Annotated in this window: 24 protein-coding genes; 15 read left to right on the top strand and 9 right to left on the bottom strand. The window is 37.3% G+C overall.

Annotated elements, in window-relative coordinates:
- The first annotated feature begins 74 nt into the window (after positions 1-74).
- Positions 75-959, top strand: a complete 885-nt coding sequence (locus H624_RS0100910; RefSeq protein WP_035855289.1) for a cation diffusion facilitator family transporter — start codon at positions 75-77, stop codon at positions 957-959.
- A 15-nt stretch (positions 960-974) separates the two neighbouring features.
- On the opposite strand, the gene H624_RS0100905 is transcribed toward H624_RS0100910, so the two are convergent.
- On the bottom strand, positions 975-1,247 hold the full coding sequence (locus tag H624_RS0100905; RefSeq protein WP_035855288.1) for a GNAT family N-acetyltransferase: 273 nt from the start codon (positions 1,245-1,247) through the stop codon (positions 975-977).
- Positions 1,248-1,306: 59 nt separating this feature from the next.
- A complete protein-coding gene (locus tag H624_RS0100900; protein ID WP_026865891.1) occupies positions 1,307-2,221 on the bottom strand; it encodes a LysR family transcriptional regulator in 915 nt (304 codons plus the stop codon).
- Positions 2,222-2,340: 119 nt separating this feature from the next.
- Between H624_RS0100900 and H624_RS0100895 the strand changes: the two genes are divergently transcribed.
- From H624_RS0100895 to H624_RS0100885, 3 genes are all read left to right on the top strand, one after another.
- Positions 2,341-3,432 (top strand): 5-methyltetrahydropteroyltriglutamate--homocysteine S-methyltransferase, encoded by a 1,092-nt coding sequence (locus H624_RS0100895; RefSeq protein ID WP_026865890.1) that lies wholly within the window; start codon positions 2,341-2,343, stop codon positions 3,430-3,432.
- Positions 3,433-3,447: 15 nt separating this feature from the next.
- Positions 3,448-4,803, top strand: coding sequence for an MFS transporter (locus tag H624_RS0100890; RefSeq protein ID WP_026865889.1), 1,356 nt, complete (start codon positions 3,448-3,450; stop codon positions 4,801-4,803).
- 174 nt (positions 4,804-4,977) lie between these two features.
- Positions 4,978-6,120 carry a globin domain-containing protein gene (locus H624_RS0100885; protein WP_026865888.1) on the top strand — a complete coding sequence of 381 codons (1,143 nt, stop codon included), beginning with the start codon at positions 4,978-4,980 and terminating at the stop codon, positions 6,118-6,120.
- Between the two features lie 63 nt (positions 6,121-6,183).
- Here H624_RS0100885 and H624_RS0100880 read toward each other — a convergent pair whose 3' ends face one another.
- The gene (locus H624_RS0100880; protein ID WP_026865887.1) at positions 6,184-6,645 is read right to left on the bottom strand and encodes a hypothetical protein; all 462 of its coding nucleotides are present in this window, start codon (positions 6,643-6,645) and stop codon (positions 6,184-6,186) included.
- Positions 6,646-6,655: 10 nt separating this feature from the next.
- Positions 6,656-7,996, bottom strand: a complete 1,341-nt coding sequence (locus tag H624_RS0100875; protein ID WP_026865886.1) for a PepSY-associated TM helix domain-containing protein — start codon at positions 7,994-7,996, stop codon at positions 6,656-6,658.
- Positions 7,997-8,124: 128 nt separating this feature from the next.
- Between H624_RS0100875 and H624_RS0100870 the strand changes: the two genes are divergently transcribed.
- The 5 genes from H624_RS0100870 to H624_RS0100850 all read left to right on the top strand — a co-directional run bounded on the left by H624_RS0100870 (position 8,125) and on the right by H624_RS0100850 (position 13,488).
- On the top strand, positions 8,125-8,802 hold the full coding sequence (locus H624_RS0100870) for a response regulator transcription factor (RefSeq protein WP_026865885.1): 678 nt from the start codon (positions 8,125-8,127) through the stop codon (positions 8,800-8,802).
- The gene (locus H624_RS0100865) at positions 8,799-10,181 is read left to right on the top strand and encodes a HAMP domain-containing sensor histidine kinase (protein WP_026865884.1); all 1,383 of its coding nucleotides are present in this window, start codon (positions 8,799-8,801) and stop codon (positions 10,179-10,181) included. The genes H624_RS0100870 and H624_RS0100865 overlap by 4 nt, the downstream gene beginning before the upstream one ends.
- A 78-nt stretch (positions 10,182-10,259) precedes the next feature.
- Positions 10,260-11,285: an ABC transporter permease gene (locus tag H624_RS0100860; protein WP_026865883.1), complete on the top strand. Its 1,026-nt coding sequence runs from the start codon at positions 10,260-10,262 to the stop codon at positions 11,283-11,285.
- A gap of 1 nt (position 11,286) precedes the next feature.
- Complete coding sequence (locus tag H624_RS0100855) at positions 11,287-11,967, top strand: ABC transporter ATP-binding protein (protein WP_026865882.1); 681 nt, start codon at positions 11,287-11,289, stop codon at positions 11,965-11,967.
- A 114-nt stretch (positions 11,968-12,081) separates the two neighbouring features.
- Positions 12,082-13,488: a YfcC family protein gene (locus tag H624_RS0100850; RefSeq protein ID WP_026865881.1), complete on the top strand. Its 1,407-nt coding sequence runs from the start codon at positions 12,082-12,084 to the stop codon at positions 13,486-13,488.
- Positions 13,489-13,539: 51 nt separating this feature from the next.
- On the opposite strand, the gene H624_RS0100845 is transcribed toward H624_RS0100850, so the two are convergent.
- The gene (locus H624_RS0100845) at positions 13,540-14,196 is read right to left on the bottom strand and encodes an SDR family oxidoreductase (RefSeq protein ID WP_026865880.1); all 657 of its coding nucleotides are present in this window, start codon (positions 14,194-14,196) and stop codon (positions 13,540-13,542) included.
- A 36-nt stretch (positions 14,197-14,232) separates the two neighbouring features.
- Entirely contained in the window at positions 14,233-15,594 is a 1,362-nt protein-coding gene (locus H624_RS0100840; protein ID WP_026865879.1) for an aldehyde dehydrogenase, read from the bottom strand.
- 132 nt (positions 15,595-15,726) lie between these two features.
- Here H624_RS0100840 and H624_RS0100835 point away from each other — a divergent pair, with 132 nt between their 5' ends.
- Complete coding sequence (locus H624_RS0100835; RefSeq protein ID WP_026865878.1) at positions 15,727-16,671, top strand: ABC transporter ATP-binding protein; 945 nt, start codon at positions 15,727-15,729, stop codon at positions 16,669-16,671.
- On the top strand, positions 16,668-18,185 hold the full coding sequence (locus tag H624_RS0100830; protein ID WP_026865877.1) for an ABC transporter permease/substrate-binding protein: 1,518 nt from the start codon (positions 16,668-16,670) through the stop codon (positions 18,183-18,185). The genes H624_RS0100835 and H624_RS0100830 overlap by 4 nt, the downstream gene beginning before the upstream one ends.
- Positions 18,186-18,216: 31 nt before the next feature.
- On the opposite strand, the gene H624_RS0100825 is transcribed toward H624_RS0100830, so the two are convergent.
- Together H624_RS0100825 and H624_RS0100820 are read right to left on the bottom strand one after the other, a co-directional pair.
- A complete protein-coding gene (locus tag H624_RS0100825) occupies positions 18,217-19,071 on the bottom strand; it encodes an aldo/keto reductase (RefSeq protein ID WP_235678839.1) in 855 nt (284 codons plus the stop codon).
- A gap of 63 nt (positions 19,072-19,134) precedes the next feature.
- On the bottom strand, positions 19,135-21,096 hold the full coding sequence (locus H624_RS0100820) for a fructose-1,6-bisphosphatase (RefSeq protein WP_281170719.1): 1,962 nt from the start codon (positions 21,094-21,096) through the stop codon (positions 19,135-19,137).
- Positions 21,097-21,237: 141 nt separating this feature from the next.
- Here H624_RS0100820 and H624_RS0100815 point away from each other — a divergent pair, with 141 nt between their 5' ends.
- Positions 21,238-21,900 carry a PepSY domain-containing protein gene (locus H624_RS0100815; protein WP_026865874.1) on the top strand — a complete coding sequence of 221 codons (663 nt, stop codon included), beginning with the start codon at positions 21,238-21,240 and terminating at the stop codon, positions 21,898-21,900.
- A 41-nt stretch (positions 21,901-21,941) separates the two neighbouring features.
- Here the strand turns inward: H624_RS0100815 and H624_RS0100810 are convergent, their stop codons facing one another.
- Positions 21,942-22,229, bottom strand: a complete 288-nt coding sequence (locus H624_RS0100810) for a YerC/YecD family TrpR-related protein (RefSeq protein WP_026865873.1) — start codon at positions 22,227-22,229, stop codon at positions 21,942-21,944.
- A gap of 141 nt (positions 22,230-22,370) precedes the next feature.
- Here H624_RS0100810 and H624_RS0100805 point away from each other — a divergent pair, with 141 nt between their 5' ends.
- From H624_RS0100805 to hisD, 3 genes are read left to right on the top strand one after another with little or no spacing between them, the layout of a single operon-like run.
- Complete coding sequence (locus tag H624_RS0100805; RefSeq protein WP_035855277.1) at positions 22,371-23,183, top strand: ATP phosphoribosyltransferase regulatory subunit; 813 nt, start codon at positions 22,371-22,373, stop codon at positions 23,181-23,183.
- Entirely contained in the window at positions 23,180-23,785 is a 606-nt protein-coding gene (hisG, locus tag H624_RS0100800) for an ATP phosphoribosyltransferase (protein WP_026865871.1), read from the top strand. Before H624_RS0100805 ends, hisG begins: the two co-directional genes overlap by 4 nt.
- Positions 23,782-25,011, top strand: a complete 1,230-nt coding sequence (gene hisD, locus H624_RS0100795; protein ID WP_026865870.1) for a histidinol dehydrogenase — start codon at positions 23,782-23,784, stop codon at positions 25,009-25,011. The genes hisG and hisD overlap by 4 nt, the downstream gene beginning before the upstream one ends.
- Position 25,012: the final 1 nt, after the last annotated feature.

The following is a 25,012-nucleotide window of genomic DNA, read 5'->3' as shown; positions in this document are numbered from 1 at the left end:
GTCCACCATAGCCATTGAACTTTTGATTGAATCAGTGCATAATGAGTTTCTATTAAAGATTAGGAGCGATTATATTGGGGGATTTAAATAATCTTAAAGTGGCTCAAAATGGTGCATATTTAAGCATCGGCGTTTATATCATTCTTGCTTTAGTGAAATTTTATTTCGGTACAATTTATGATTCTGCAGCAGTTCGTGCCGATGGTTTAAATAACTTAACAGATATATTAGCTTCTATTGCAGTACTGGTTGGCTTAAAGGTTTCGATAAAACCCCCAGATGATAACCATCCTTATGGTCACTTGAAATCAGAGAATATTGCGGCTTTAGTTGTTTCATTTATTATTATGTTTGTGGGCTTACAGGTATTAATCGAAAACATACCAGCAATCTTTCAACCGGCATCAGAGCCACCACATCCAGTAGTAATCATTGTAAGTATCATATCTGGTTTGATTATGATGGTTGTGTTCTTTATTAATAATCGCTTGGCTAAAAAAGCAAAAAGTGTTTCATTGAGGTCAGCAGCCATGGATAATCTGTCTGATGGCATGATCAGTATCGGTACTGCTATAGGACTTGTCTTAACCCAAGTGGGTCTACCTATCGCTGACGTCATTATTGCATCCATACTCGGACTAATGATTATGTATACAGGTTATACTATCTTTAGAGATTCTATTTTTGCTTTGAGTGATGGCTATAAAGAAACGGATTTAATGGAACATAAAGAAGATATTTTAGAAGTTACTGGGGTTAGAGAAGTGAAGTCTATCAAAGGCCGTTACCATGGTAGCAGTATCTTTTTAGATGTCACAATTATTGTAGACCCTGATATTACAGTGACTGAAGCACATCATATTTGTGACAAGGTTGAAAATCACATGCATGCTAAGGGCATCATGTCTTTATACGTGCATCCAGAACCAAATCTTGAGACAGAAAACTCAGCACCTTAATCGGTGCTGAGTTTTTTACTTGCTAATGACATCTTCATATTTGTCTGGATGTTGATTAAAGCGTTTTGCGACGAACGGACATTTACCAATGAGTTTCAGATTGTTGTCTCTGGCATAATCTGCAGCGTGGTCCAATAACACATCTCCTAAGCCTTGGCCACGGAGTGACTCATCGACGACTACGCTGTCTATCGTATACACATTACCATCTACGGTATAGGATAAGTAACCGTCAGGATTTGAAGCATCACCAAAATAGAACTGATTGTTCTCGTGTTTAATTTCCATTTTTATTCCCCCAACTTTAATTGTTACTTCTATATACCCTTAAATTTATTAACTATCCATTAATGTATATCATAGTTGTCGATAGCAGCATGAAGTTCTTCTAAGTAATGCTTTGCAATACGACTTAAAACTGCTTTGTTGTTGGTTACTGTACCAATAGTGATTTCATCATCAACATCAAGTGGCACTGGGATAATATCTGTACCGTTTAACTCTTCACTGAGTATGCCGCTTGAGATAGTATAACCATTTAGACCAATCATACAATTAAAAATTGTCGCTCTATCACTGACTAGAATATTTTTAGGGCTATCAAGTGTACTGAGTATTTCCTCGGAAAAGTAAAAGGAGTTATGGTCACCTTGATCAAATGATAGACGGGGATAAGCTTGTAAGTCCTCTAAGGTAACCTTATCCTTTGCTGCTAACGGGTTATTTCTACTTATAAAAACGTGAGGTTTTGTAGTGAATAAGACCTCAAAAGTTAAGTGATTTTCTTTTAAGAGTTGAGTAAGAATTTTTTCGTTAAATTTATTCATATACATGACACCAATCTCACTCTTTAAGTCTTTGACGTCATCGATGATTTCGTAAGTTCTCGTTTCTCTTAGAGAGAACTGGTACTTATCTCCCCCGTGATGCTCTATTGTTTTTACCATTGCATCAACAGAAAAAGAATAATGCTGAGTCGACACACTGAGTAGTTGTTCTTGGTGAGGCGTATTTAAATATTTGTTTTCTAAAAGATCGACCTGTTCAACCACTTGTCTGGCATAGCTGAGGAACTCAGCACCATCTGAGCTCAGTGTAATTCCTGTTGAAGTGCGTTTTAAAATTGTGAGACCCATTTCCTTCTCCAGCTCTTTTATAGATTTAGATAAGGTCGGCTGCGAAATGTACAGTTGCTTGGCGGCTTCGTTCAATGAACCTGCTTTTACGACAGCGATTAGATATTTGAGTTGTTGGATAGTCATAGTATCTCCTTTGAATATAGATAAAAGTTATAACGGGTCATGAAATTAATGAGTTAGTCTATATCATACAACCATGATAGTATTTAAACAATCATAAATAGAGATGGAGATGCATAAGAATGGCACAGTTTACATATAAGGCTGATCATGTGGGGAGTTTACTTCGACCACTTGAATTAAAAGAATCAAGAAGTCAATTTGCAAATGGAGAAATTACTTTAGAAGAATTAAGAGTAGTAGAAGATAAAGCAATTGCTGAGGTAGTACAAAAACAAAAGGATGTCGGCTTAAAAGCCGTTACAGATGGTGAATTTCGCCGTGCCTGGTGGCACTTTGATTTTCTAGAAGGTTTAGGTGGAGTAGAAGGGTCAGATACTGGTGATGGTATTGCCTTTCAGGGTGTCCAAACTAAATCACGTTCTATAAAAGTGGTAGAGAAATTATTCTACCAGCCACATAGGGAGATTGAATTCTTTAAATACCTTCAAGAACAAGCTGGAGATGCGACTGCAAAATATGCGATCCCAAGTCCAAGCATGTTGCACTTTAGAGGTGACGTTGACAAAGATGTTTACCCGGATGAGGAAGAATACTTTAAGGACATCGCTAAAGTCTATGGTGAAGTGATTAAAGATTTTTACGATGCGGGTTGCCGTTACTTACAATTGGATGACACGTCATGGGGTTACTTTAGTTCAAAAGAACAAGTCCAGAAGCTAATTGATAGTGGTAAGGACCCTGAATACTTACAAGATAAATATATTGAAGTATTAAATACAGCACTTAAAGATCGTCCAGAAGATCTATATGTCACGATGCATATCTGTCGAGGGAACTTCCGTTCAACGTGGATTTCATCTGGTGGTTATGAACCAGTTGCAGAAAGACTCTTTGGGGATTTAAATATCGATGCTTTCTTCTTAGAGTACGATAGTGACCGTGCCGGTAGTTTTGAACCGCTTAGACATGTGAAGAGAAAAGATCTTACGATTGTACTTGGATTAGTTACGTCTAAGACAGGCGAGTTAGAAAATCCAGATGAGGTGAAGGCACGTATTAAAGAAGCGAGTGAATATCTACCACTAGAGCAATTAGCCTTAAGTCCTCAATGTGGCTTTGCTTCAACTGAAGAAGGTAATGTGCTTGCAGAAGATGAGCAATGGAAGAAATTACAGTCTGTTGTTGATATTACTAAAGAGGTTTGGAACTAAGAAAGGACGATGTGAATGGCGAAAGTCTACCCAGAACAGGTAATTGGGAAAAGTAAATTTAACAGATTTCATTTAATGGTTTTCTTGTGGTGTTTTACTGCGATTGCCTTAGATGGTTTTGATATTGCAATTTATGGCATTGGTTTACCACAGATGATGAATGATTTTGACATTACGACGGCAACAGCTGGTGCCGTCGGCAGCTACGCCATGATCGGTATGATGGCAGGAACTTTTATCCTTGGTATGATGACGGATTTAGTTGGTAAGAAACGAATTTTAGCAGCTTGTCTGATTATCATAGGCGTCTTTAACTTCTTAGCTGGTTTTGCACCAAACGAGACCTACTTTGTCGTCTTTAGATTTATTGCTTCAATTGGTATGGGTGGCTTAATGCCTGCAGTGATTTCATTAATGACTGAGTATTCACCGGCTAAAAATAGAGCGATGATTGTTGCCTTGATGTATTGCGGCTATTCAACTGGGACAATCGGTGCCTCTTTGTTAGGTATCTATGTTTTAGAATTTATAAGTTGGAGAGTCTTGTTCTGGGTGAGTTTACTGACAGTCGTTGTGACGCCAATCTTATTAAAACAATTCCCTGAATCTCTGTCTTATCATGTGCGCCGAGGCAATAAGGCTCACATTGCTGACATATTAAATAGAGCAACGGCGAGTAACACTTATACAAGTAATGATGACTATTACATTGAAAATCATTCAGTAGAATCAAAAGGTATTCCTGTTAAGAAGCTTTTCAATAATGGTAGAGCACTTTCTACAATCCTATTCTGGGTCGCTGTCATCAGCTGTTTAATGATGATTGCTGGCTTAGGTACTTGGTTACCTAATATTATGCAGGAGTCGGGTTACGGTGTGTCTTCAGCGATGATCTTTACGATTACACTTGCTACTGGCCAGATGATGGGCTCATTACTAGGTGGTGCTTTAGTCGATAAAATTGGACATAAGAATGTACTGTTGACCTTACTTGGAACCGGCGCAATCGCCTTTGTGCTACTAAGTATTACGGAACAGACTTTGATCTTGTTTGTACTGATTGCAGCAGTCGGTGCTTGTACAGCTGGTTCACAGAACCTAATCAACCCTTATATCACAATGTTTTACCCTGCAGATATTAGAGGATCTGGACTTAGTATTGCTGTTGGTATGGGGAGAATTGGTTCTATTACAGGTCCATTATTAATTGGCATGGTACTGATGACAACCCTACCACCTCAACTAACATTCTTAGGATTCGCAGTTCCAAGTGTCATTGCTTTTATTGCGCTCTTGTGTGTGCAAGAACAGCATGCGACTGAGGTTCAAAAGGGGCAATTATTTAGTAAAAAAGAAGTGACAGTCACTTAATTATCTAAGACGTGAATAATACGCCTATTCACGTCTTTTTTCAATGTAAACAAATAATTGTCAATAAATTTCCATATTTATGTGAATAAATTAACAATAGTTGTTGAGGAGCGTTGAAATTATTGAAAAAGTAAAACATAATGGTAGTAAGTTAATCATACAAGGAGTGTCATTATGTTAAATCAAGAAGAAATTCAAACGATTCATAGCACAGTGCCATTATTACAAGATAAGGGTGTAGAAATTACAACTAAATTCTATAAAAGAATGTTTGAGAACCACCCTGAACTCAGAGATATGTTTAATCAACCTAACCATAAACAGGGTTTGCAGTCGACTGCACTAGCAGCATCTGTAGTTGCTGCAGCACAACATATTGAAGATTTAACACCGATTGTACCTGTTGTTATGCCAATCGCTCATAAGCATTGTGGACTTCAAGTTTTCCCGGAACACTATCCAATCGTTGGCGAAAACTTATTGGCAGCAATATCCGAAGTCACTGGCTTAGATATGGATGATCCAGTAATTCAAACATGGGGCAAAGCCTACGGTGAGATTGCAGATGCCTTTATCGGTATAGAAAAAGAAATATACGCTATTATGGCTTGGGAAGGCTTTAAACCATTTGAAGTATTAGCTGTTCGAGATGAAACTGACATTATTAAATCATTTACAGTAAAATCTGACGCAATCAATGATATTCCATATCAAGCAGGACAGTACATCACTGTTGATGTAAAAGTCCCAGAACTACCTTATAGAGCGAAACGTCATTATTCAATTGTAGATGTACAAGATGGTAGACTGACATTTGCAGTAAGAAAAGAAGAACTTGATGGTATTCGCGGGGAAGTATCGACTTTCTTACATGAACAAATTAAAGCAGGCGATACAATTAATATCTCTGCACCAGTTGGTGTATTTGGAGTTGAAAACGAAGATGCGCCGCAGTTGTTTATTGGTTCAGGTATCGGCGTAACACCGTTATTCCCTATGTTCCGTCAAGCAGCAGAAAAGACGAATGATGTTCAATTCTTACAAGTATCAGACAATAGTGACAACATTGCATTCGAAGTTGAATTAGCAAATATTGCTACTAAAAATAACGTAGAACTTCACAATCATCTACGCGATAAAGATGGTTACCTGTTTAAAGAAAACCTTGAGCAATATTTAAAAGAGAATCAAGAAGTGTATGTATGTGGTGGTGTAACATTCATTCAATCTATTGTTAAGGAATTAGAAAAAGCAGGTGTAGATTCAGAACATATTCACTATGAGCTATTTGTTCCTAGATTGAGTACACCAGTCTAAATTACAAATAAAAAGGTGAGCGTATCTTTGATATGCTCACCTTTTTTTGTGTCATTTAATATTTTAGTGGTGACTGTGTCCACCGGCACTATCATCATTTTGGTATTCCTGTAAAAATACTTCTTCAAACATATCGAGCTCACCAACCGTGAAAAATTTAATTGGTGATGCATCTAAGTGATCCGTTTTGACATTTAGGGTAAGAAGGTAAAGACCATCCCTTGGAATTTCAACATCAGCTGTATAATGATCGTCTACTTTTTTGACTTCATATTCTTCATTCCATACTTCTGCCTCTTTAGCTGGTCGACTGAAGAGGGTGATGTCAGCATCTTCAACTGGTTGACCATTCTCTAAGATGTGAATATTTACGCGTCCTTCTGTCTCTGATTCGGTAATTTCTGACGTATCGATAACGATAACGGAATTATCTAGATTGTTGTACTTATCGTGTGTACTCTGATCGACTATGGAACAACCACTTAAGAATAGGACAGAGAATATTAAAAAAATATATTTAGCCATAAGCCTCTCCTTAATAGTTCAACCAAGAACGAATTTTTTCATTTCGTCTAAGAATCAGACGATCGACAATAAAGATAACAATTAACGATAGACCAACTAAGGGGAAGATAATACCGAGTGCGATTAAGGTGAAGAAGATTCCCTTGTATTCAACGACACTTGCAGATTTAGGTGCCCCACTTTTATTTTTAGGTTTTCTCTTCCACCACATGTAAACGCCAGTAATAACCATGGCTATTAGACCCAAACAGATGACGAGACCAAGCACTTGGTTTACAATGCCAAATTCATGACCTTTGTGTACCGTAATCATCGTTGCCATTATCTTTCCTAACGGTCCGTAGTTATCGTAACGATAGTCAGCAATGACATCACCTGTGTATTGGTCGATATGAATTGTTGCTTCATCTCTTGCTTGGTCAGGAAAGACCGATAAGGTAAAGACCCCTTCTTCTGAAGCGGGGTAGAATATATCGTAGCTAGGATCTACACCTGTACTATCAGCGGTTTCAATGATTTGATCTAAAGAGAGTTGTCTAAAGCCAGATTCCTGGTCTGAATTTTGCACAGGCATTTTTTCAGCTGCCCAGGATACTTCAGCAATATCTTCTGTAACAGTATCAGATTCAGGCGCTGGACCTGTCCAAATGGATGGTGGATAGCCTGAGCCTGAAGCTGTGACGATTTGTTGGACACCATTCCCCCAAAAACCGGTCCACAAGAGTCCGGAGAATAAGAAAAATAGCAGTCCAATAGAAAGCCATGCAGCAGGAACTGCATGAAAATCACGTAAACGAATACGCCCCTGCTTATTAAAACGAATTGTGAATACGCCCTTGATTTTTTCCTTAGTTCTAGGGAACCATAAGAATAAACCAGAGATAATCATAATAATCGTCCAACAAGCAACGAGTTCTACGATTCTATCCCCAATTGTCCCTGCGCTCAGCTCACCATGTAAGGCCTCTAAGATATCCATTGGGCGATTCGCATCCTCAATCATTCCGAGGACCTGTCTATTATAAGGATTGACGAAGACAGTGACCGCGGTACCATCAGTTTGAGTGACACCGACCTCTACTGATCGGTTTTCATCTTCACCAGGTCGGTAACGCGTGACGTCCCCACCCCCTGCATAACCTTCAGCAGTAAAGGCAAGATCAGATGGAGGTAATCGTTCTCCATCTTCAGCAGCTTCTACATAGTAATAATCTTGGTATGTGTAGTTCTCAATATTATCTTTAAACAAATATAGCGCACCAGTTGCTGCAAGGAATATTAAAAATGGTGCTATAATGATGCCGGCAAATAAATGCCATCTCCAAATAAGAGGATATGATTTCTTATTCAAGGCTTTCCCTCCTGTCATCTCACTCATATATTATGGATGGAAAATCAAATTTTGTATATGTACCGAGAAGGAAAGATATGACAACTTAATGGTACAATAATATAAAAGTAGACGATTGGGGGTTCAGTATGAATAAAATCTTGGTCGTTGATGATGATCCTAACATTGTCAAATTTGTCACTTTAAACCTAGAGGAGGCTGGCTTTCTAACTGTCGGGGCGAGTGATGGTAGAAACGCTTTAGAAAAGTTAAAGAAAGAAGCCTGTGACCTTGCTGTAGTAGATATTATGATGCCGTATATGGATGGTTTAGCTTTAACGGAAATTCTAAAAAGAGACTTTGATATACCGATTATCATGCTGACTGCTAAGGGACATATCGATGACAAGGCAGAAGCATTTAAAATAGGGACAGATGACTATTTAGTTAAACCTTTCGAACCTCGGGAACTATTGTTTAGAATTGAAGCTTTATTAAGAAGATATAGTGATGAGACTTCTAATACTACCTTAAAATTGGGAAAAGTTTTGATTAATTCGAACAATTATTCAGTGGAAATTGAAGGTAAGGTGTACATGCTACCTCTAAAAGAATTTGAGTTATTGCAACTATTAGCTCAGTATCCAGGGCAGGTCTTTACTAGAGATGCTCTAATTGAACGTATATGGGGACCAGACTATGAGGGAGATGACCGTACAGTTGATGTACATATAAAGCGTCTGAGATCGCGTTTTAAATCAGCAGTTGATGAATTTGAAATTAAGACAATGCGTGGCAGAGGATATTTTCTGGAGCGAAAAATATGAAATCATTATACGTAAAATTTTTAATTACAACACTTGCTATAATGCTGTTCAGTTTCTTTTTCGCCTTTTTCATTTCAAATTTTATCTACCAGATAAACTTAAAAGAAGAGAATGACACCAAGCATAAGAACATTGCACTAGAAGTTGCTCAGTTTATCGAAAACAATCCTGACATTAAAGTAGAGGAATACTTGGATACTGTTGCAAAATCTGGACACCAAATTTACTTAGTGGATGCGAATGGCCGAGATCAGTTCTTTGGTACACAGTTTGGAGACATCAACCTTCAGGATGAGGCAATCAAAGAAGTACATTCTGGAGAAATATATCATGGTATGGCGAATTTTGATGCTGAATTATTCGTTACGGGATTCTTTGCAGATGAGCTTAAGAATACAGTAGGCGTACCAGTAACAATTGATGGTCAATCTTATGCGTTGTTCATGCGTACGGATATTGAATTATTATTCAATGAAATGCACGTCTTGTTCGGTGTCTTATTCTTAATTACTATTATATTAAGTATTATTTTAGTGCTGATTAGTGCCCATTATCTCATTAAGCCTGTAACTAAATTGAGCAAGGCAACCAAACGACTTGCCTCAGGTGATTACTCTCTAGATAACCTTGATATATCAAGGAAAGATGAGATTGGAGATTTGGCTACGAACTTTAGAAACATGACCTTACAACTAGGCTATAATGATAAAATTCAAAGAGATTTCATCTCAAATATTTCTCATGATATCCAGTCGCCACTCTCGAATATAAAGGGCTATAATCAGTTATTGAAGAAACCATTGTCGAATGATGTACGTGAAGATTATGCAGAAACAATAGATTTTGAAATTGATCGTTTATCTACGATGACTAAACAACTTTTAGTCTTGTCTTCCATCGACCATGAAGATTACCTGATGAGAAGGGAAAATTATAATCTCAAGCAACAGCTTGAAAGAGCGATTAAAGTTTACGAATGGCAGATTAATGAACGAGAGCTAATGATATCTCATAAGTTAATCGATATAGATATAAGAGCTGACAAGTCATTGCTGAATACAGTGTGGGATAACCTCTTATCTAATGCTGTAAAATACAATGAGGATGCAGGCAGTATTGATATTGAAATGGCTGACTATGGTTCACATGTAATCGTGTCGATAAGTGATACCGGTAAAGGTATAGATAATGTTCATATCGATAAAATATTCGACCGTTTTTATAGAGCGGATAATGCTAGAACAAATAAGGTCGGTGGCTCAGGATTGGGATTATCTATCGTCAAAAAAATTATCGAAATGCATGATGGCTCTATCAATGTAAGAAGTAAAAAAGAAGGTACAACCTTTACTGTCCGTTTACCTATAACAGAAAAATAAGAAAAACCTCCTTGTTCATATTGAGTTCACATAACTTAAGTAAAGTGTGAATTAACAAGAACACAGGAGGTCTTTTTCATGAAGATGGCATGGAAAGAAATGAAAAAGTTTAAATTACGTTATTTGATACTAGGGTTTATCGTATTTTTGATTAGCATATTAACAATGAGCATCTCCGGATTGGCAAATGGCTTATCCGATGATAATGCATCTCTAATTAAACATATGCCAGATGGTACGTTTTACATGAGTGAAGATGCTGAAGATAATTATAGCTTTTCAGCAATTGAGAATGAACAGGAAGAAGCACTAGCAGCAACAGATGAAAATTACACACTCTTTTCCATTCAAATGGGAGAAATCAATAATGCAGATGACAAGAAATTTAGCACGGCTTTTGTAACATCAGATGGTGGGGATTATTTCCCTAATGTGGATGATGGTGAGATTATTTTAGATCGCTCACTAGAAGATGAAGGCTTTAGTGTCGGAGACAAAGTAACCAATGGTCTAATTGAAGATGATTTAACTATCTCAGGTTTTGTAGATGGACAGAAATTTAGTCACACAGAAGCTGGATTTATCAATGAAGCGGACTTCCAAGAAATGTATAGAACTGATGCATTTCAAGTCGGTTTTACTGAAGGTGAAGCGGATGTAGAAGGTCTGACTAATTATAGTAACAGTGACTTCTTAAACACAATCCCAAGTTACAGCGCAGAACAGATGTCACTCAACATGATTATCGTATTTCTATATGTGATCAGTGCCTTATTATTTGCGATATTTTTCTATATGATTAATGTCCAAAAAATGAGTACCTTTGGCATATTAAAAGCGATTGGAGTTAAGCAATCTTCACTATTTGTAATGATGTGGGCTCAAATGCTATTCATTACTGTAATCAGCTTAATTCCAGCTATTGCGATTAGCTTAATCATAAACGCTGTTGCACCAGAAGGTATGCCGTTCTTCTTACCGACTGAGACGATTATCTTTGCAGTTGTGGCCTTTATCGTAATTGGTTTTGTCGGTGCTACGATTTCAGGACTTCAGATTAGAAAAGCAGAACCATTGCAGGCAATTAATCAAGGAGGTATGTAAGATGGCATTATTTGAACTCACAAATATCGATAAGGCAGTTAAAAATGGAAATAGGGAAGAAAAAATATTAAACGATGTGGACTTAACTTTAAATGAAGGTGAATTAACGGCCCTTACAGGTCCTTCAGGTTCGGGGAAAAGTACACTTTTAACCATTGCAGCTTGTTTACAAAACAAAACGAACGGTAGTATTTCATTTAAAGGTAAAAAAATATCTGAAAAGAATGATGGGTCAATACGAAAACTTCGAGCAGAAAAATTTGGTTTTGTCTTTCAACATGCGCATCTCGTACCATTCCTAACTGTTGGGGAACAATTGGCGCTCATGCTTGATACGGCAAATGTCAAACTTTCTAAAGAAGACAAAAATAATAAAATTAATAAGATACTTCAAGCTGTGGATATGTACAAGCATAAGAATAGTTATCCTGAAAATTTATCAGGTGGTGAGAGACAACGAGCAGCAATTGCGAGAGCAATCATTCATGATCCAGAGTTATTGTTTGCAGATGAACCGACAGCAAGCATAGACTCTAAACGTTCTGAAGAAGTTATGGCACTGATTAAAAGATTATCACAAGATTTAGGTATCACAGTGTTAATGGTGACACATGACATGGATATGTTGGAATATGCAGATCGTAGAATTGAGATGAAAGATGGACAAATAACTAAAGGTTAATAGGGTAAGAGATATTTATGAAAACATAAATATCTCTTTTTTCTTATATTATTGCTTTAGTCGCTGTTGATATTATAAGGTAAACTGTAATAAACAGTTTGAAGGGAGAAATTTATGACGAATAACAATAAGGAAAGAAAATTTAAGATGCCTCATATTTACGTGATTTTATTCCTATTTGGTCTAGTTGCAGCTGCATCTACATATCTTATACCAGCTGGTGAATTTGACCGAGTTGAAATAGAGGAAGGGAGAACAGCAGTAGATCCTGAATCATTCCAATTCACAGAGTCTGAACCGACAGACCTAGTTCAGTTTATGACAGCTATACCACGAGGCCTAATCGATGCAGGTGAAGTTGTCTTCTTCACATTAATCATCGGTGGAATGTTCATGGTGCTTAGAGAAAGTGGGATTATTGAAATAGCGGTTGATAAGCTCGCGCGTAGGTTTTCAAATAAGAGTATTCTTGTGATTCCTGTTTTAATGACAGTATTTGCGACAATAGCGACACTTATTGGAACTGCAGAATTATCGTTAGTCTACATACCCGTTATTATTCCTTTAATTATTGCCTTAGGTTATGACTCCATGACTGCAGCAGCAATTGCCTTATGTGGAACGGTTGTTGGTTATTCGGTGGGGGTATTGAATCCAGTCAATACCGGTTTAGCACAAACCATTTCAGAATTACCAACCTTCTCTGGACTAAGCTTTAGGTTAATACTGTTTGTGATCGTACTGACTATAACAATTCTATTTGTTATGAGATATGCTAGAAAGGTTCAAAAAAACCCTACGGCAAGTATCGTCTATGAAGAAGATAGTGAGAAACGTGCATCATATAAATCAATTGCGGATCAGGAACCACTAAAGGCAAATAATAGACAAATTGCTGGAGCGTTCACTGTACTCATATTCTTTATTATTTTAGTATGGGGCGTAATTACTCAAGGTTGGTTTATGATAGAAATGGCCGGTTTATTCATACTGATGGGCGTGACAGTCGGGATGGTTTCAGGCATGTCATTAACACATATTAGTGAGTCCTTCACTAAAGGCTTTAGAGACGTATTAATGGGTGCTGTGATTATTGGTTTAGCACGCTCTATCGCAGTAATATTAGAAGATGGTCGAGTGATGGATACGATTGTAAATGGACTTGGAACAGTTGTAGGAGACTTACCGCCAGTTCTTGCAGCTGCAGGTATGTACTTCGTTCAGTTACTGATTAATTTCATCATTCCATCAGGATCTGGTCAAGCATTGGTAACAATGCCAATTATGGCTCCATTATCGGATATGCTCGGTGTGACAAGACAAACAGCTGTACTCGCTTTCCAACTAGGTGATGGCTTTGCACATATTTTATATCCAACAAGTGGATACTTCATGGCTGCACTTGTTATCGCAGGTGTTGAATGGCATAAATGGATAAAATTCTTCCTGCCGTTATTCTTAATTCTTATGGGGATATCATTAGGTGCATTGATCGTTGCCCAAGCAATTGGCTGGTCCTAAAGTTAAAAAAGCGGGGAGAAAATTCTAAGATTTTCTCCCCGTTTTTTCTTATTAAAATTTAGCCACTGCTGTTGAAATATCTTGGTCACCAGTAACAATTTGAAGTTCTTTACCACGATTGTCAGCATTGTCTACAAGCTCAAATATTACGCTTGCGATATCTTCTCGTGGAACCTCTTTAATCTCGTCAAAGTAGAGTCCTAGCTCGACCTTACCTGTACCTGGGTTATCAGTCAGAATACCTGGGTGAACGATTGAATGTGTCAATCCTGAACGTTTTAAGTGTTCGTCTGCATGGTGTTTAGCAATTGTATAAGGTTTAATTTTCTGAGCATCTGGTGTGTCGAATGCTTCTCTTCTTGAATCGAAAGTTGATACCATAACGAAGTGATCAACATTTGAATTTTTGCTTGCTTCTATTGTTTTAACTGCACCATCTAAGTCGACAGAGATTGTCTTATCTGCTCCAGTGCTACCCCCTGATCCTACAGAGAATACGACTTGTTCAAAGCCTGAAACCTTATCTGTTAATTCTTCAATGGTATCTTGGTCTACATCAATAAGTAAGGATTCCACACCACTATCTTTTAAGGCATCTCTTTGTTCTTCTTTTCTAACCCCTGCAGTGAATGTCTTGCCCTTACCTTGTAACTGCTTAACTAGGTGTTTACCTACACCGCCGTTGGCGCCGATAACTAATATACTCATAAAGTCATACACTCCTTATAGGTTGATATGTCTATTTTATCCTAATAAACGTTTGAATAGCTTGGATTTTGCTTGATCAAATGGTGCATATCGTACAGGGAAATCTACTGCTGTGGTATTTTTGACAACACTCTTAAAGTGTGAAAACGTATCAAATGACGCTTTGCCGTGATAGGCACCCATACCACTCGCACCGACGCCACCAAATGGTAAAGAATGACTGGCTAAATGCATCAGTGTATCATTTACACAACCGCCACCAAAAGATAATTTCTGTAACAGCAGGTTTGCTGTGTTGTTATCTTCAGTAAAGATATATGTTGCCAGTGGTTTAGGCAGTGCTTGTTGTTGAACGATTAAATCATCGATATTATCGTAGGTTAGGATTGGTAAAATAGGGCCGAAAATTTCTTCTGCCATTACATCATCATTTAAATAGCTATCAGGCAAGATAGCGGGTGCAATTTTTGTCTCTTTTACATTGACCCTACCCCCAATAAGTTTAGGGTCATCTAATAAGGCTGTTAATCTTTCAAAGTGCTTATTATTAATGATTTTTGGATAATCATCACGACTTTCTGCATCTTCATAGCGCTCATTTATTTCATCGATTAGACGCTCAATAAAGGCATCCTTAATGGACTCATGAATGATAAGGTGATCTGGTGCCACACAAGTTTGTCCTGCATTAATGAATTTACCCCAAGCAATGCGTCTAGCAGCGACATCAATGTTAGCAGTTTCGTCGATAATGGCCGGGCTCTTACCACCTAATTCAAGTGTAACTGGCGTCAATGTTTGACTCGCTATACTCATAATTTCCTTACCTATTCTTGTACTTCCAGTAAAGAAGATGTAATCATAATCTTGCTTGTTGACCTCATCATGTGGTGTGTCATACGGTAAGCAATGAACAAATTCCTCTACAAAGGTGTAATTTATGATTTTTTCTAAGATTGCAGACGTCTTAGGGCTAGTTTCAGACGGTTTTACTACAGCGCAGTTGCCTGCTGCAATGGCGCCGATTAATGGACCGATTGTTAGATTTACAGGGTAATTCCATGGTGACAATATCAAGGTCACACCATAAGGTTCAGCATAAATATGACTAGATGCTGGTAAGCTCATGACACTAGATTTTACTTTCTTTGGGCTCGCCCATTTCTTTACATGTTTAATTGCATAATTTATTTCCTGGTAAATAATGCCGAGTTCTGTCATATAAGCTTCAGTAGATGATTTGCCAAGATCTTCATACAGTGCGTCTAGGATTATTTTCTCGTTGGCTTTTAAAGCTGTTCTCAATTTTCTAAGTTGACGAACACGAAAGTCAACAGGGCGTGTGTAATCATTTAAGAAATATTTTCTTTGTTCCAAAACAAGTGCTTCAACTGACATAGTATAAACCTACTTTCAAAATATATTTATATTGTGAATAATCTTTTAAGATATTGATATTTAGGGTATGGACATTTACAACCAGTTTAACTTATCTATAACATATATGAAATTATAAAGGAGCTTTGTGTCATGATTGAATTTAAAAATGTGTCAAAGCGTTATGGTGATAAAATCGCTGTGAATAACGTCAGTTTTTATATAAATGAAGGAGAATTTTTTGTTTTAATTGGCCCATCAGGAAGTGGTAAGACGACAACACTTAAAATGATTAATCGGCTAATTCCTCTGAGTGAAGGATACATATATTTTAAAGACAACCCAATTAGCGATTACGAAGTTTATGAAATGCGTAGAGACATGGGATATGTACTACAACAAATTGCGCTTTTTCCGCATATGACAATCGCAGAAAATATTGCACAAGTCCCACAGATGGAAAAATGGTCTGACGAAAAAATTAAAAATAGAATCGATGAATTATTAGAGATGGTCGGCTTAGACCCTGAGGTTTATAGAGATAGGAAGCCGACTGAACTGTCGGGTGGTCAACAACAAAGAATCGGTGTGCTTCGAGCACTGGCTGCTGATCCTCCAGTGATTTTAATGGATGAGCCTTTCAGTGCACTAGACCCTATAACTAGAGAAAAATTTCAGAACGATCTAATTGAACTACAAGAGAAAATCAAAAAGACCATTATCTTTGTTACGCATGATATATCTGAAGCATTCAAGCTTGCAGACCGTTTATGTTTGTTCAATGAAGGGGCAGTTGAACAAATTGGTACGCCAAATGAGTTTATTCAGACGCCAAAAAGTGACTTTGTTAGAACCTTTATAGGTGGTCAAAGTGAACCTTTTGATGATATTAAAGCAGGCGATTTAGTATTAAATAAAGCAGTAATTAGTAATGAACATCAGGGCGTCTATATTTCACAAGATAAATCACTTCACGATGTTTTTACAGCACTCACTGAACAGGATGAAGTTATAGTTGAAGTTGAGGACGGTCCTAAACTATTAACGCGTTCTGATGTGTTTCAACATCTCGCCCGGAAAAGTGGTGAAGTTAAATGAATACATTTCTAGAGACTTTATCGTCGAGACGTGGTGAGCTTTTACAAACACTAATCGAGCACATACAGATTTCATTTATTGCCCTCTTAATTGCGGTACTTATTGGGGTACCACTTGGCATACTTTTAACCAAGACGGACCGAATTGCTGAGATCGTTATAAATATCGCTGCAGTAATGCAGACTATACCGTCATTAGCACTATTAGGCTTGATGATACCCTTATTTGGTATCGGTGAAGTACCGGCAATTATCGCACTTGTAATATACGCCTTACTGCCCGTATTAAGAAATACTTATACAGGTATTAATGAAGTAGATGAGTCTTTAGTGGAAGCGGCTGAAGGTATCGGTATGAAACCGGTAAGACGACTATTAAAAGTGGAAATACCGATTGCTATGCCAATTATTATGGCAGGTATTAGAACAGCAATGGTGTTAATTATTGGTACGGCAACCTTAGCAGCTTTAATTGGTGCAGGTGGTTTAGGTGATTTAATACTACTCGGTATTAATCGTAATAACACAGATCTTATTCTAATCGGTGCGATACCTGCAGCACTGTTAGCAATTATTTTTGATATCGGTTTAAGAATCATACAAAACTTATCCTATAAACGTGCCATGATTACAGTGGGTACAATATTTGTCATTATTTTAGCAGTTACCTTAGCACCACTATTAACGAATAGAGATGGCGAGATTACTATTGCAGGTAAATTAGGCTCAGAGCCTGCGATTATAACGAATATGTATAAGATATTAATTGAAGAAGAAACCGATTATACAGTGAATGTTGAAGATGGTTTAGGGCAAACTTCATTCTTGTTCAATGCCTTAAGATCTGACGATATAGATGGTTACCTAGAGTTTACAGGTACAGTCTTAGGAGAGCTTGTAAAAGAAGCTCCAGAATCGAATGATGTAGAAGTGGTATACAACCAGGCGAACACTGCATTAGATTCGGAATTTGATATGACCATGCTCGAACCTATGATGTTTAACAACACTTACACTCTAGCAGTAAAAAGAGATTTTGCTGAAGAAAATAATTTAACCACAATCGAAGATTTAAAAAGTATAGAAGATGAAATAAGACCTGGCTTTACTATGGAGTTTAATGACCGAGTTGAAGACGGTTACCCGGCAATTCAAGAAGCTTATGACCTAAACTTTAATGATGTCATTACTATGGAGCCACAATTGAGATACCAAGCAATTGAAAATGGTGAGATTAACTTAATGGATGCTTATGCAACTGATGCAGAATTACGTCAGTACGATATGGTTATATTGGAAGATAACAAACAAGTATTTCCCCCATATCAAGGTGCGCCACTCTTTAAGCAAGAATTTTTAGATGAACATTCTGAAATTATTGATCCATTAAATCAATTGTCTGGCATGATTACAGATGAGGAAATGCAAGATATGAACTATCGGGTAACAGTAGATGACGAAGCACCATATGACGTGGCAGAAGAATTCTTACAAGAAAATAATCTGATAGATTAAAAAAGCTGACTCCCTAGGGAGCCAGCTTTTTTTAGAATTCTTCATATTCATTTGGGTCTTGGTCGTTGATACGTCCATCAAGGCGGTCTAAACGATCGATCGCATGCATCTCGTCTTCAGAGAGTTCAAAATCAAAGATGTTTAAGTTACTTATCTGACGTTCTGGTTTGGATGAACGTGGTACTGGTAAGACACCATGTTGGTAATGCCAACGTAAAATAATTTGCCCGACGTCTTTTTCTTTTTCTTTTGCTAGTTTTTGCAAAAGCGGATCATTAATTACTGATTGTGCACGTGATAAAGGACTCCATGCTTCCGTTATAATGTCGTTATCCTTATTATATTTACGGACCTTTTCTTGAATAAAGCAGGGGTGAAGTTCTATTTGATTGATAACAGGTTTCACACCAGTTTCATTGACTAGACGGTCAATATGCTCTGGTTCAAAGTTAGACACACCGATTGATCTAACGTATCCATTTTTTTGAGCTTGAATTAATGCCTTCCAAGCTTCCACATACTTGTCTTGTTTAGGATTTGGCCAGTGCAATAAGAATAAGTCAATATAATTCAAACCTGTTCTAAACAAGGATTCTTCAATAGATTCTAATGCAGTGTCATAATCATATAAACCACCACGAAGCTTAGATGTCACGTATATTTCTTCTCTAGAAACATCAGTATTTCTGATAGCTTCTCCAACAGCCCCTTCGTTTCTATAACGGATTGCAGTGTCTAATAACCGGTAACCATTATTTATGGCAGCTTCTATATCTTTAGCACCTTGCTTCCCGTTAAGGTATACCGTTCCAAATCCAATGGCTGGAATTTTGTAACCATCATGTAAATTATATTCTGGGATGCTGTTCATATTATCACCTTCCATTTTTACGCTCTATTACATCATCTAACAAAAACTCCAGCTTGTCTTAAATTTTGTTTCTATCTTCTAGTTAAGATATCTCTGTTTCATTAATTCTTTCAGCATATTAATTTCGTAATTCAAGCGTTTACCAGTTTTCGTATCCCGAACTTTTTTACGCTCTACTTCTTCATCGACAATCCTTCTAACAGCAAGTACATCGGATTCATTATTTAGTACATTATCTTTAGAGTTAAACTCTTGGTGGGCAACAAGTTGCATACCATATGAATTATATAACAAGGTGTAGCCGGCAATGCCTGTTGTGGATTGATACGCTTTAGAGAAACCACCGTCGATAACTATAAACTTACCATCCGCTTTAATCGGGTTCTCACCTTCTTTTTCTTTCACAGGCGTATGTCCGTTGATGATATGACCTTCATCAGGATCTAAATCGAACTCTTCTAAGAAGATACGTGCAGACTCGGCTTTTTCTCTAAGGTAATAGTATGGGTTCTTCTCTTCTTTTTGAGCGGGTTTATCATTTACAAAATATCTCTCAAATGTAGTCATGGCACGTTTTCCAAATAGAGAAGATTTTTTACCATTCCATAAGTACCATACAAGGTCAGTGGCTAGATCATCAGTGTCATCTAAGTGCGTAAATGAGTAGCGTAAGTAGTACTCAAACTGATCTAGAAGTTCGCGGCCATAGTATGTTTTACCGTCGATTTCCATACCTTCCATATTGCTATCTTCGTCTACAGGAATACAGCCGTGAATTAATAGATTGCCGTTATAACGTAGGTATAAGTTTCCTTTCTTCATCATGAAACTCATATGACGTTTTAGTTTCTCGGATTGTTGCACACTGATGAGTAAAGTATTCATCACATCTTCTTCATCTTCAGTTAAAGCTGTAGGATTATTCGGATCAATCGTAGAGAAACAAGTATTTTCTAAAGGATATATATTACCATTAACTGTGTATTCAAGTGTGTCGTAATTGATGTTTTCCAGTACTAGACGGTCATCCATTTCAAAATTAGGACGGCGCTTGATAATGGGTGCCTCTAGTTTAAATTGGATCATCGCAATAGCTTGTTGAACCTTGGTCATCTGTAACTGTTCAGCTTCATCCAATGTTTTACCAGTTGTTTTCTTCGGTCTAAATGCCTTGTTATCTCCATAGTACTTATCAGCTAAAGTAAATAAAGGGCGTAAATTTATACCGTAAGCATCTTCAATAATATCTAAGTTATTGTATCTAGCGCAGATACGAATAATGTTGGCAAGACACACTTTGGAGCCGGCATAGGCACCAATCCATAAAACATCGTGGTTCCCCCATTGAATATCAACAGAGTGATAATCGATAAGCGTATCCATAATCTTGTCAGGTTCTGGCCCTCTATCATAAATATCGCCAACAACATGAAGGTGATCGACAACTAATCTTTGAACACTAAAAGCGAGTCCAGTGATTAATTTATCCGCTTGACCTAAACCGATTACTTCACTAAGAATACTATTATAGTATTGTTTCTTATTATCATTTTCATCTTTCTTATATAAAAGTTCCTCAATGATATAAGCGAACTGTGGTGGTAAGGCCTTTCTAAGTTTTGAACGTGTATATTTTGAAGAAGAGTAAGCAACCAACTCAATTAATTGCTCAACCTTAGTTTTATACCAATGATTTAATTCATCCTTATTGGTAAATTCATTCTTTACTAATTGAAGCTTTTCTTCAGGATAGTAGACGACAGCTGCAAGTTCATTTAACTCGTTCGTTGTCAGTTGGTCTTTAAATAAATCGTCAATTTTAACTTTGACATTACCCGAACCATTTCTTAATACGTGTTGGAAAGCTTGAAACTCACCATGTAAATCACTGACAAAGTGCTCAGTACCCTTTGGCAATTCCATTATAGATTCAAGATTTATAATCTCAGTTGCCACTTTTTCTTCAGAATTAAACTTCTCGGCTAAAAGTTGAAAATAGTGCGCCTTGTAATCCTGGTTGTCGTTATCGATATTTGTCAATCTAAACACCCCTAAGCCTTTTCAAATATTAATACCTCTATTATATCGATAAGCATGTAAATGATAAATGATTTCCCGTACATGTTTGTAGTGAATCATTATTGGTTAAAAGATTAATAGATAGAATAAGGAGGAACGAGGGTGAAAACGAAGATTTTTGGACTAGCATTAGCAACAACATTAGCTTTAGCTGCTTGTAATAGTGATGGAGGTTCTGAAGAAGATGCAGACGATGCAGGTACACCTGCAGAACCTGTGGAAGATACTCAAGGTGATAATCAAACAGATGATGATTCAAACGATGATAACTCCGGCTCAGAAGAGTCTTCCAGTGATTCATCAGGGAATAGCAGTGAAGCAATCGCCATTGACGATGTAAATTTAAGTCCTGAAGATGCTATTGAAATTGCACAGGGTGAATTCGATGGTAATCTGCACGAAGTTCAGCTCGATCAAGATAGAGGAGACTGGGTGTATAAAATAGACCTAAGAAGTGCAGATGAAGAAGCTGAAGTAACGATTAATCAAGAGACAGAGGAAGTCGTCGACGTTAGAACTGATTCAGAAGGTGATGACGATGAAGAAGAAATTCTAGATTACTCTAGCGTTAGTTCAATTGACGAAGCTTTTGAAGTCGCAAGTTCTGATGCAGGCGGCGGAGATATTTCAGAATGGACACTTTCAATGGATGATGGTAAGGCTGAATATGACATTGACTTACTGTATGAAAATGAAATTTACGAATATACAATTGATGCAGATTCACTTGAAATTCTAGATACAGAACGTGATGATGAAGATTAATTATAAGTAAATAAGAAGAACTAATGGAGTAACGCATAGCGTTACTCCATTTTACTTAAAACGGTGATATATCCACCACTACCATAATCTATACAGCGTTTCACACGCGATACTGTCGCGCTAGATGCTCCCGTTTTTTCTTGAATTTTTGAATATGTCATTCCTTCATTAATGAGCTTTGCCACTTGAAAACGTTGTTTAAGCGAGACAAGTTCATTAGACGTGCAAATATCATCAAAGAATTTATAACAGTCTTCTTTTGACTCAAGAGATAAGATACCGTCGAACAAATCATCAAGCTCCTGACCTTTTAACTTATCTATTTGCATGTAATCAACTCCCGTATTTTCATATATCCCACTTTAACATACTAAAGAGCTAAAGAAAATCGTTGTACTTATTTCTGTTCTTTGTTAGTATGTAATTTATCAGATTTCTTTATCACGCTAAAGTAGTAAAGGAGAATATGCATGTCAGCAAATCAGTTAATACTAAAACGAACTGCATTGGGTACAACGTACTTAGACTTATTGGACCGCTCAGGTTTTACCTTAGTCGATATGAATATGATTGAACCTTTTTATATAGACGATAAAAATCATCATCCGACGAGTATCGTGTTTGAACGAGATAGCACAATGTACGCGATACGCAGTGATTGGACGAGAACTTTACTTAATTTCAATAACAATTACTATTCAAATGAAACCAAGTTTGGTTATTTTGGCCCGGTTGTAAGGGAACATGAATCTTTCTACCAGGCCGGTGTCGAAATATATAAGGTCGGAAATCAAGACATTATCAATACTTTACTGATGCATATTCAGTTTGTAGAAAATAGTACAGAAGATACGATTAAGACTTTTGTAATCAACAACGATCAGCTTTTGGATTTGTTTGTCTACAAATACAAACTCAGTGAAAATATCCGCACACTCGTCTACAGTAAAAATATTTCAGAGTTGAGACGGGTGCTTGGTACTGACCATGATTTATACAAGATTATAAGTGCTAAGGTGAGTGAACAATATGGAATGATTCAACATCTTTTCGGCGACACTGAGATAATGCAGTTAATTGAGAGAGTAAAAGACGTTATTAAATCTCAAAATAAAGAAATGAAATTTATTTTAGATCTATCATTTCGGTCACCTCAAAAATATTACAATGGTTTGTACTTCCAAGCTTTCCTCAATGCGAACTCACCTGTACTCAGTGGTGGACAATACAACAGCAGTGCCTTTGGAATAGGCTTAAATCTTTCTGATGGAGGCTTGTTATGATTACGGTAGCATTATCAAAAGGTCGACTATTTGATGATTTCATAAAATATTTAGAAGAAAAAAATTTAGATAAATACAGCGGAGTATTAAAAGAAAAATCTCGGACTTTATATACTACATCCGGAAATGTGCGATTCATTTTTGCTAAAGGGCCAGATGTTCCTGTTTACGTTGAACGTAGTGTCGCAGATATTGGCATCGTTGGATCAGATACTTTAGAAGAGGATGCATTTTCTTATTTAAACGTATCTGAACTTCCCTTCGGGCAATGCCATTTTGCCTTAGCTGGACCACCGAATATAGAACGTTTTGAGACGATTGCCTCGAAGTATATTAATATTGCACGAAAATTCTTTAATGATGAACAACAGGCGGTATCTCTCATTCATTTAAATGGCTCAGTCGAACTGGCTCCAATACTGGGCCTAGCAGATGGGATAGTGGATATTGTACAGACAGGGAGTACTTTAAGAGATAACGGTTTAATTGAATATCAAAAGATATTAGATGTTCAAGCAAGATTGATTGCGAATAAGCAAACCTTTTATACCAAAGAGGATGACATCTATGAATTTTTAAGCGAAATTGGAGTGATTGAATGAATGCCGAGCAGTTTATAGAACGTTTTTCTACATCGACACAAGATGATAGTGACAGCTTGAAGTCGGTTCTAGATATTATCAACGATGTAAAAATAAATAAAGATGAAGCACTAAAGAAATATACGAAAGCTTTTGACGGTGTGGAAATAGAAGATTTTAAAGTGCCAGAAGAGAGCTTAAAGAATAGTTTTGATGCTTTAACTGAAGAAGAAAAGAATGCCCTGATATCTATCAAAGACCGAATTAGTGAATATCAGGCGTCAATTAAATATAAGGATGTCGAAGGCGATGAATTCTCTTATGTCTACAAACCGATAGAAAGTATCGGTATTTACATTCCAGGTGGTACCGCACTTTACCCATCCAGTGTACTGATGACAGCAGTACCTGCCATGGTTGCAGGGGTAAGTAATATCGCCGTTGTAACGCCAACTTTCTCTGATAACAACATTACTTTTGGAGCCTTATATGTCGCTGGTGTAAAAGATGTATACCGTATCGGTGGTGCTCAGGCGATTGCTGCTTTAGCTTATGGTACAAAATCTATTCCAAAAGTGGATAAGATTGTCGGGCCAGGGAATAAGTATGTAGCACTTGCAAAAAAATTATTGTTTGGTGATGTCGGGATTGATATGGTTGCTGGACCTAGTGAGATTCTACTCTATGTGGATGAGAGTGCAGACTATACTGCAATTGCTTATGATATTTTTGCTCAAGCAGAACATGACGTTAATGCACGTACCTTCCTCATCGCTGAAAGTGAGTCAGTGATCGAAGGTGTAGAAGCTGAAGTGAATCGCTTGGTAGACGAACAAGAAAGAGCAGATGTAATTAAAGGCTCTCTTAAAAATAATCACTGGCAAATTGTCGATACTAGAGAAAATTTAAAACAAGTTATCGACTATATTGCACCGGAACACGTATCGATCCAGCATCAAGATGCTAAGTCCATTGCAAGTGAAATTTCTTACGCAGGTGCGGTGTTTATCGGGCAATATTCACCAGAAGCAATCGGTGATTATGCCGCAGGCCCATCCCATGTGCTTCCAACGAACAGAACAGGTCGCTTTAGTCATGGTCTCAATGTCAATGACTGTCTGACTAGTCATGCCATTATTAATTTAAAGAAAGAGACTTATGATGAGATTAGTCAACCTGCTAAGTTGTTGGCTGACAAAGAAGGGCTATTCGCACACGGAGAATCTTTGAATATTAGAATGGAGTGAG

Source organism: Jeotgalicoccus marinus DSM 19772, assembly GCF_000425825.1.
In the GTDB taxonomy this organism is placed as follows: Bacteria; Bacillota; Bacilli; order Staphylococcales; family Salinicoccaceae; genus Jeotgalicoccus; species Jeotgalicoccus marinus.
This window is presented reverse-complemented; position numbering and strand designations above follow the sequence as displayed.

What these genes read in the sequence shown, in the direction of transcription:
- H624_RS0100905 (WP_035855288.1), bottom strand. Translation starts at nt 1,247, where the DNA reads ATGGAAATTAAACACGAGAACAATCAGTTCTATTTTGGTGATGCTTCA.
- H624_RS0100900 (WP_026865891.1), bottom strand. Translation starts at nt 2,221, where the DNA reads ATGACTATCCAACAACTCAAATATCTAATCGCTGTCGTAAAAGCAGGT.
- H624_RS0100895 (WP_026865890.1), top strand. Translation starts at nt 2,341, where the DNA reads ATGGCACAGTTTACATATAAGGCTGATCATGTGGGGAGTTTACTTCGA.
- H624_RS0100890 (WP_026865889.1), top strand. Translation starts at nt 3,448, where the DNA reads ATGGCGAAAGTCTACCCAGAACAGGTAATTGGGAAAAGTAAATTTAAC.
- H624_RS0100885 (WP_026865888.1), top strand. Translation starts at nt 4,978, where the DNA reads ATGTTAAATCAAGAAGAAATTCAAACGATTCATAGCACAGTGCCATTA.
- H624_RS0100880 (WP_026865887.1), bottom strand. Translation starts at nt 6,645, where the DNA reads ATGGCTAAATATATTTTTTTAATATTCTCTGTCCTATTCTTAAGTGGT.
- H624_RS0100870 (WP_026865885.1), top strand. Translation starts at nt 8,125, where the DNA reads ATGAATAAAATCTTGGTCGTTGATGATGATCCTAACATTGTCAAATTT.
- H624_RS0100865 (WP_026865884.1), top strand. Translation starts at nt 8,799, where the DNA reads ATGAAATCATTATACGTAAAATTTTTAATTACAACACTTGCTATAATG.
- H624_RS0100860 (WP_026865883.1), top strand. Translation starts at nt 10,260, where the DNA reads ATGAAGATGGCATGGAAAGAAATGAAAAAGTTTAAATTACGTTATTTG.
- H624_RS0100855 (WP_026865882.1), top strand. Translation starts at nt 11,287, where the DNA reads ATGGCATTATTTGAACTCACAAATATCGATAAGGCAGTTAAAAATGGA.
- H624_RS0100850 (WP_026865881.1), top strand. Translation starts at nt 12,082, where the DNA reads ATGACGAATAACAATAAGGAAAGAAAATTTAAGATGCCTCATATTTAC.
- H624_RS0100845 (WP_026865880.1), bottom strand. Translation starts at nt 14,196, where the DNA reads ATGAGTATATTAGTTATCGGCGCCAACGGCGGTGTAGGTAAACACCTA.
- H624_RS0100840 (WP_026865879.1), bottom strand. Translation starts at nt 15,594, where the DNA reads ATGTCAGTTGAAGCACTTGTTTTGGAACAAAGAAAATATTTCTTAAAT.
- H624_RS0100835 (WP_026865878.1), top strand. Translation starts at nt 15,727, where the DNA reads ATGATTGAATTTAAAAATGTGTCAAAGCGTTATGGTGATAAAATCGCT.
- H624_RS0100830 (WP_026865877.1), top strand. Translation starts at nt 16,668, where the DNA reads ATGAATACATTTCTAGAGACTTTATCGTCGAGACGTGGTGAGCTTTTA.
- H624_RS0100825 (WP_235678839.1), bottom strand. Translation starts at nt 19,071, where the DNA reads ATGGAAGGTGATAATATGAACAGCATCCCAGAATATAATTTACATGAT.
- H624_RS0100810 (WP_026865873.1), bottom strand. Translation starts at nt 22,229, where the DNA reads ATGCAAATAGATAAGTTAAAAGGTCAGGAGCTTGATGATTTGTTCGAC.
- H624_RS0100805 (WP_035855277.1), top strand. Translation starts at nt 22,371, where the DNA reads ATGTCAGCAAATCAGTTAATACTAAAACGAACTGCATTGGGTACAACG.
- hisG (WP_026865871.1), top strand. Translation starts at nt 23,180, where the DNA reads ATGATTACGGTAGCATTATCAAAAGGTCGACTATTTGATGATTTCATA.
- hisD (WP_026865870.1), top strand. Translation starts at nt 23,782, where the DNA reads ATGAATGCCGAGCAGTTTATAGAACGTTTTTCTACATCGACACAAGAT.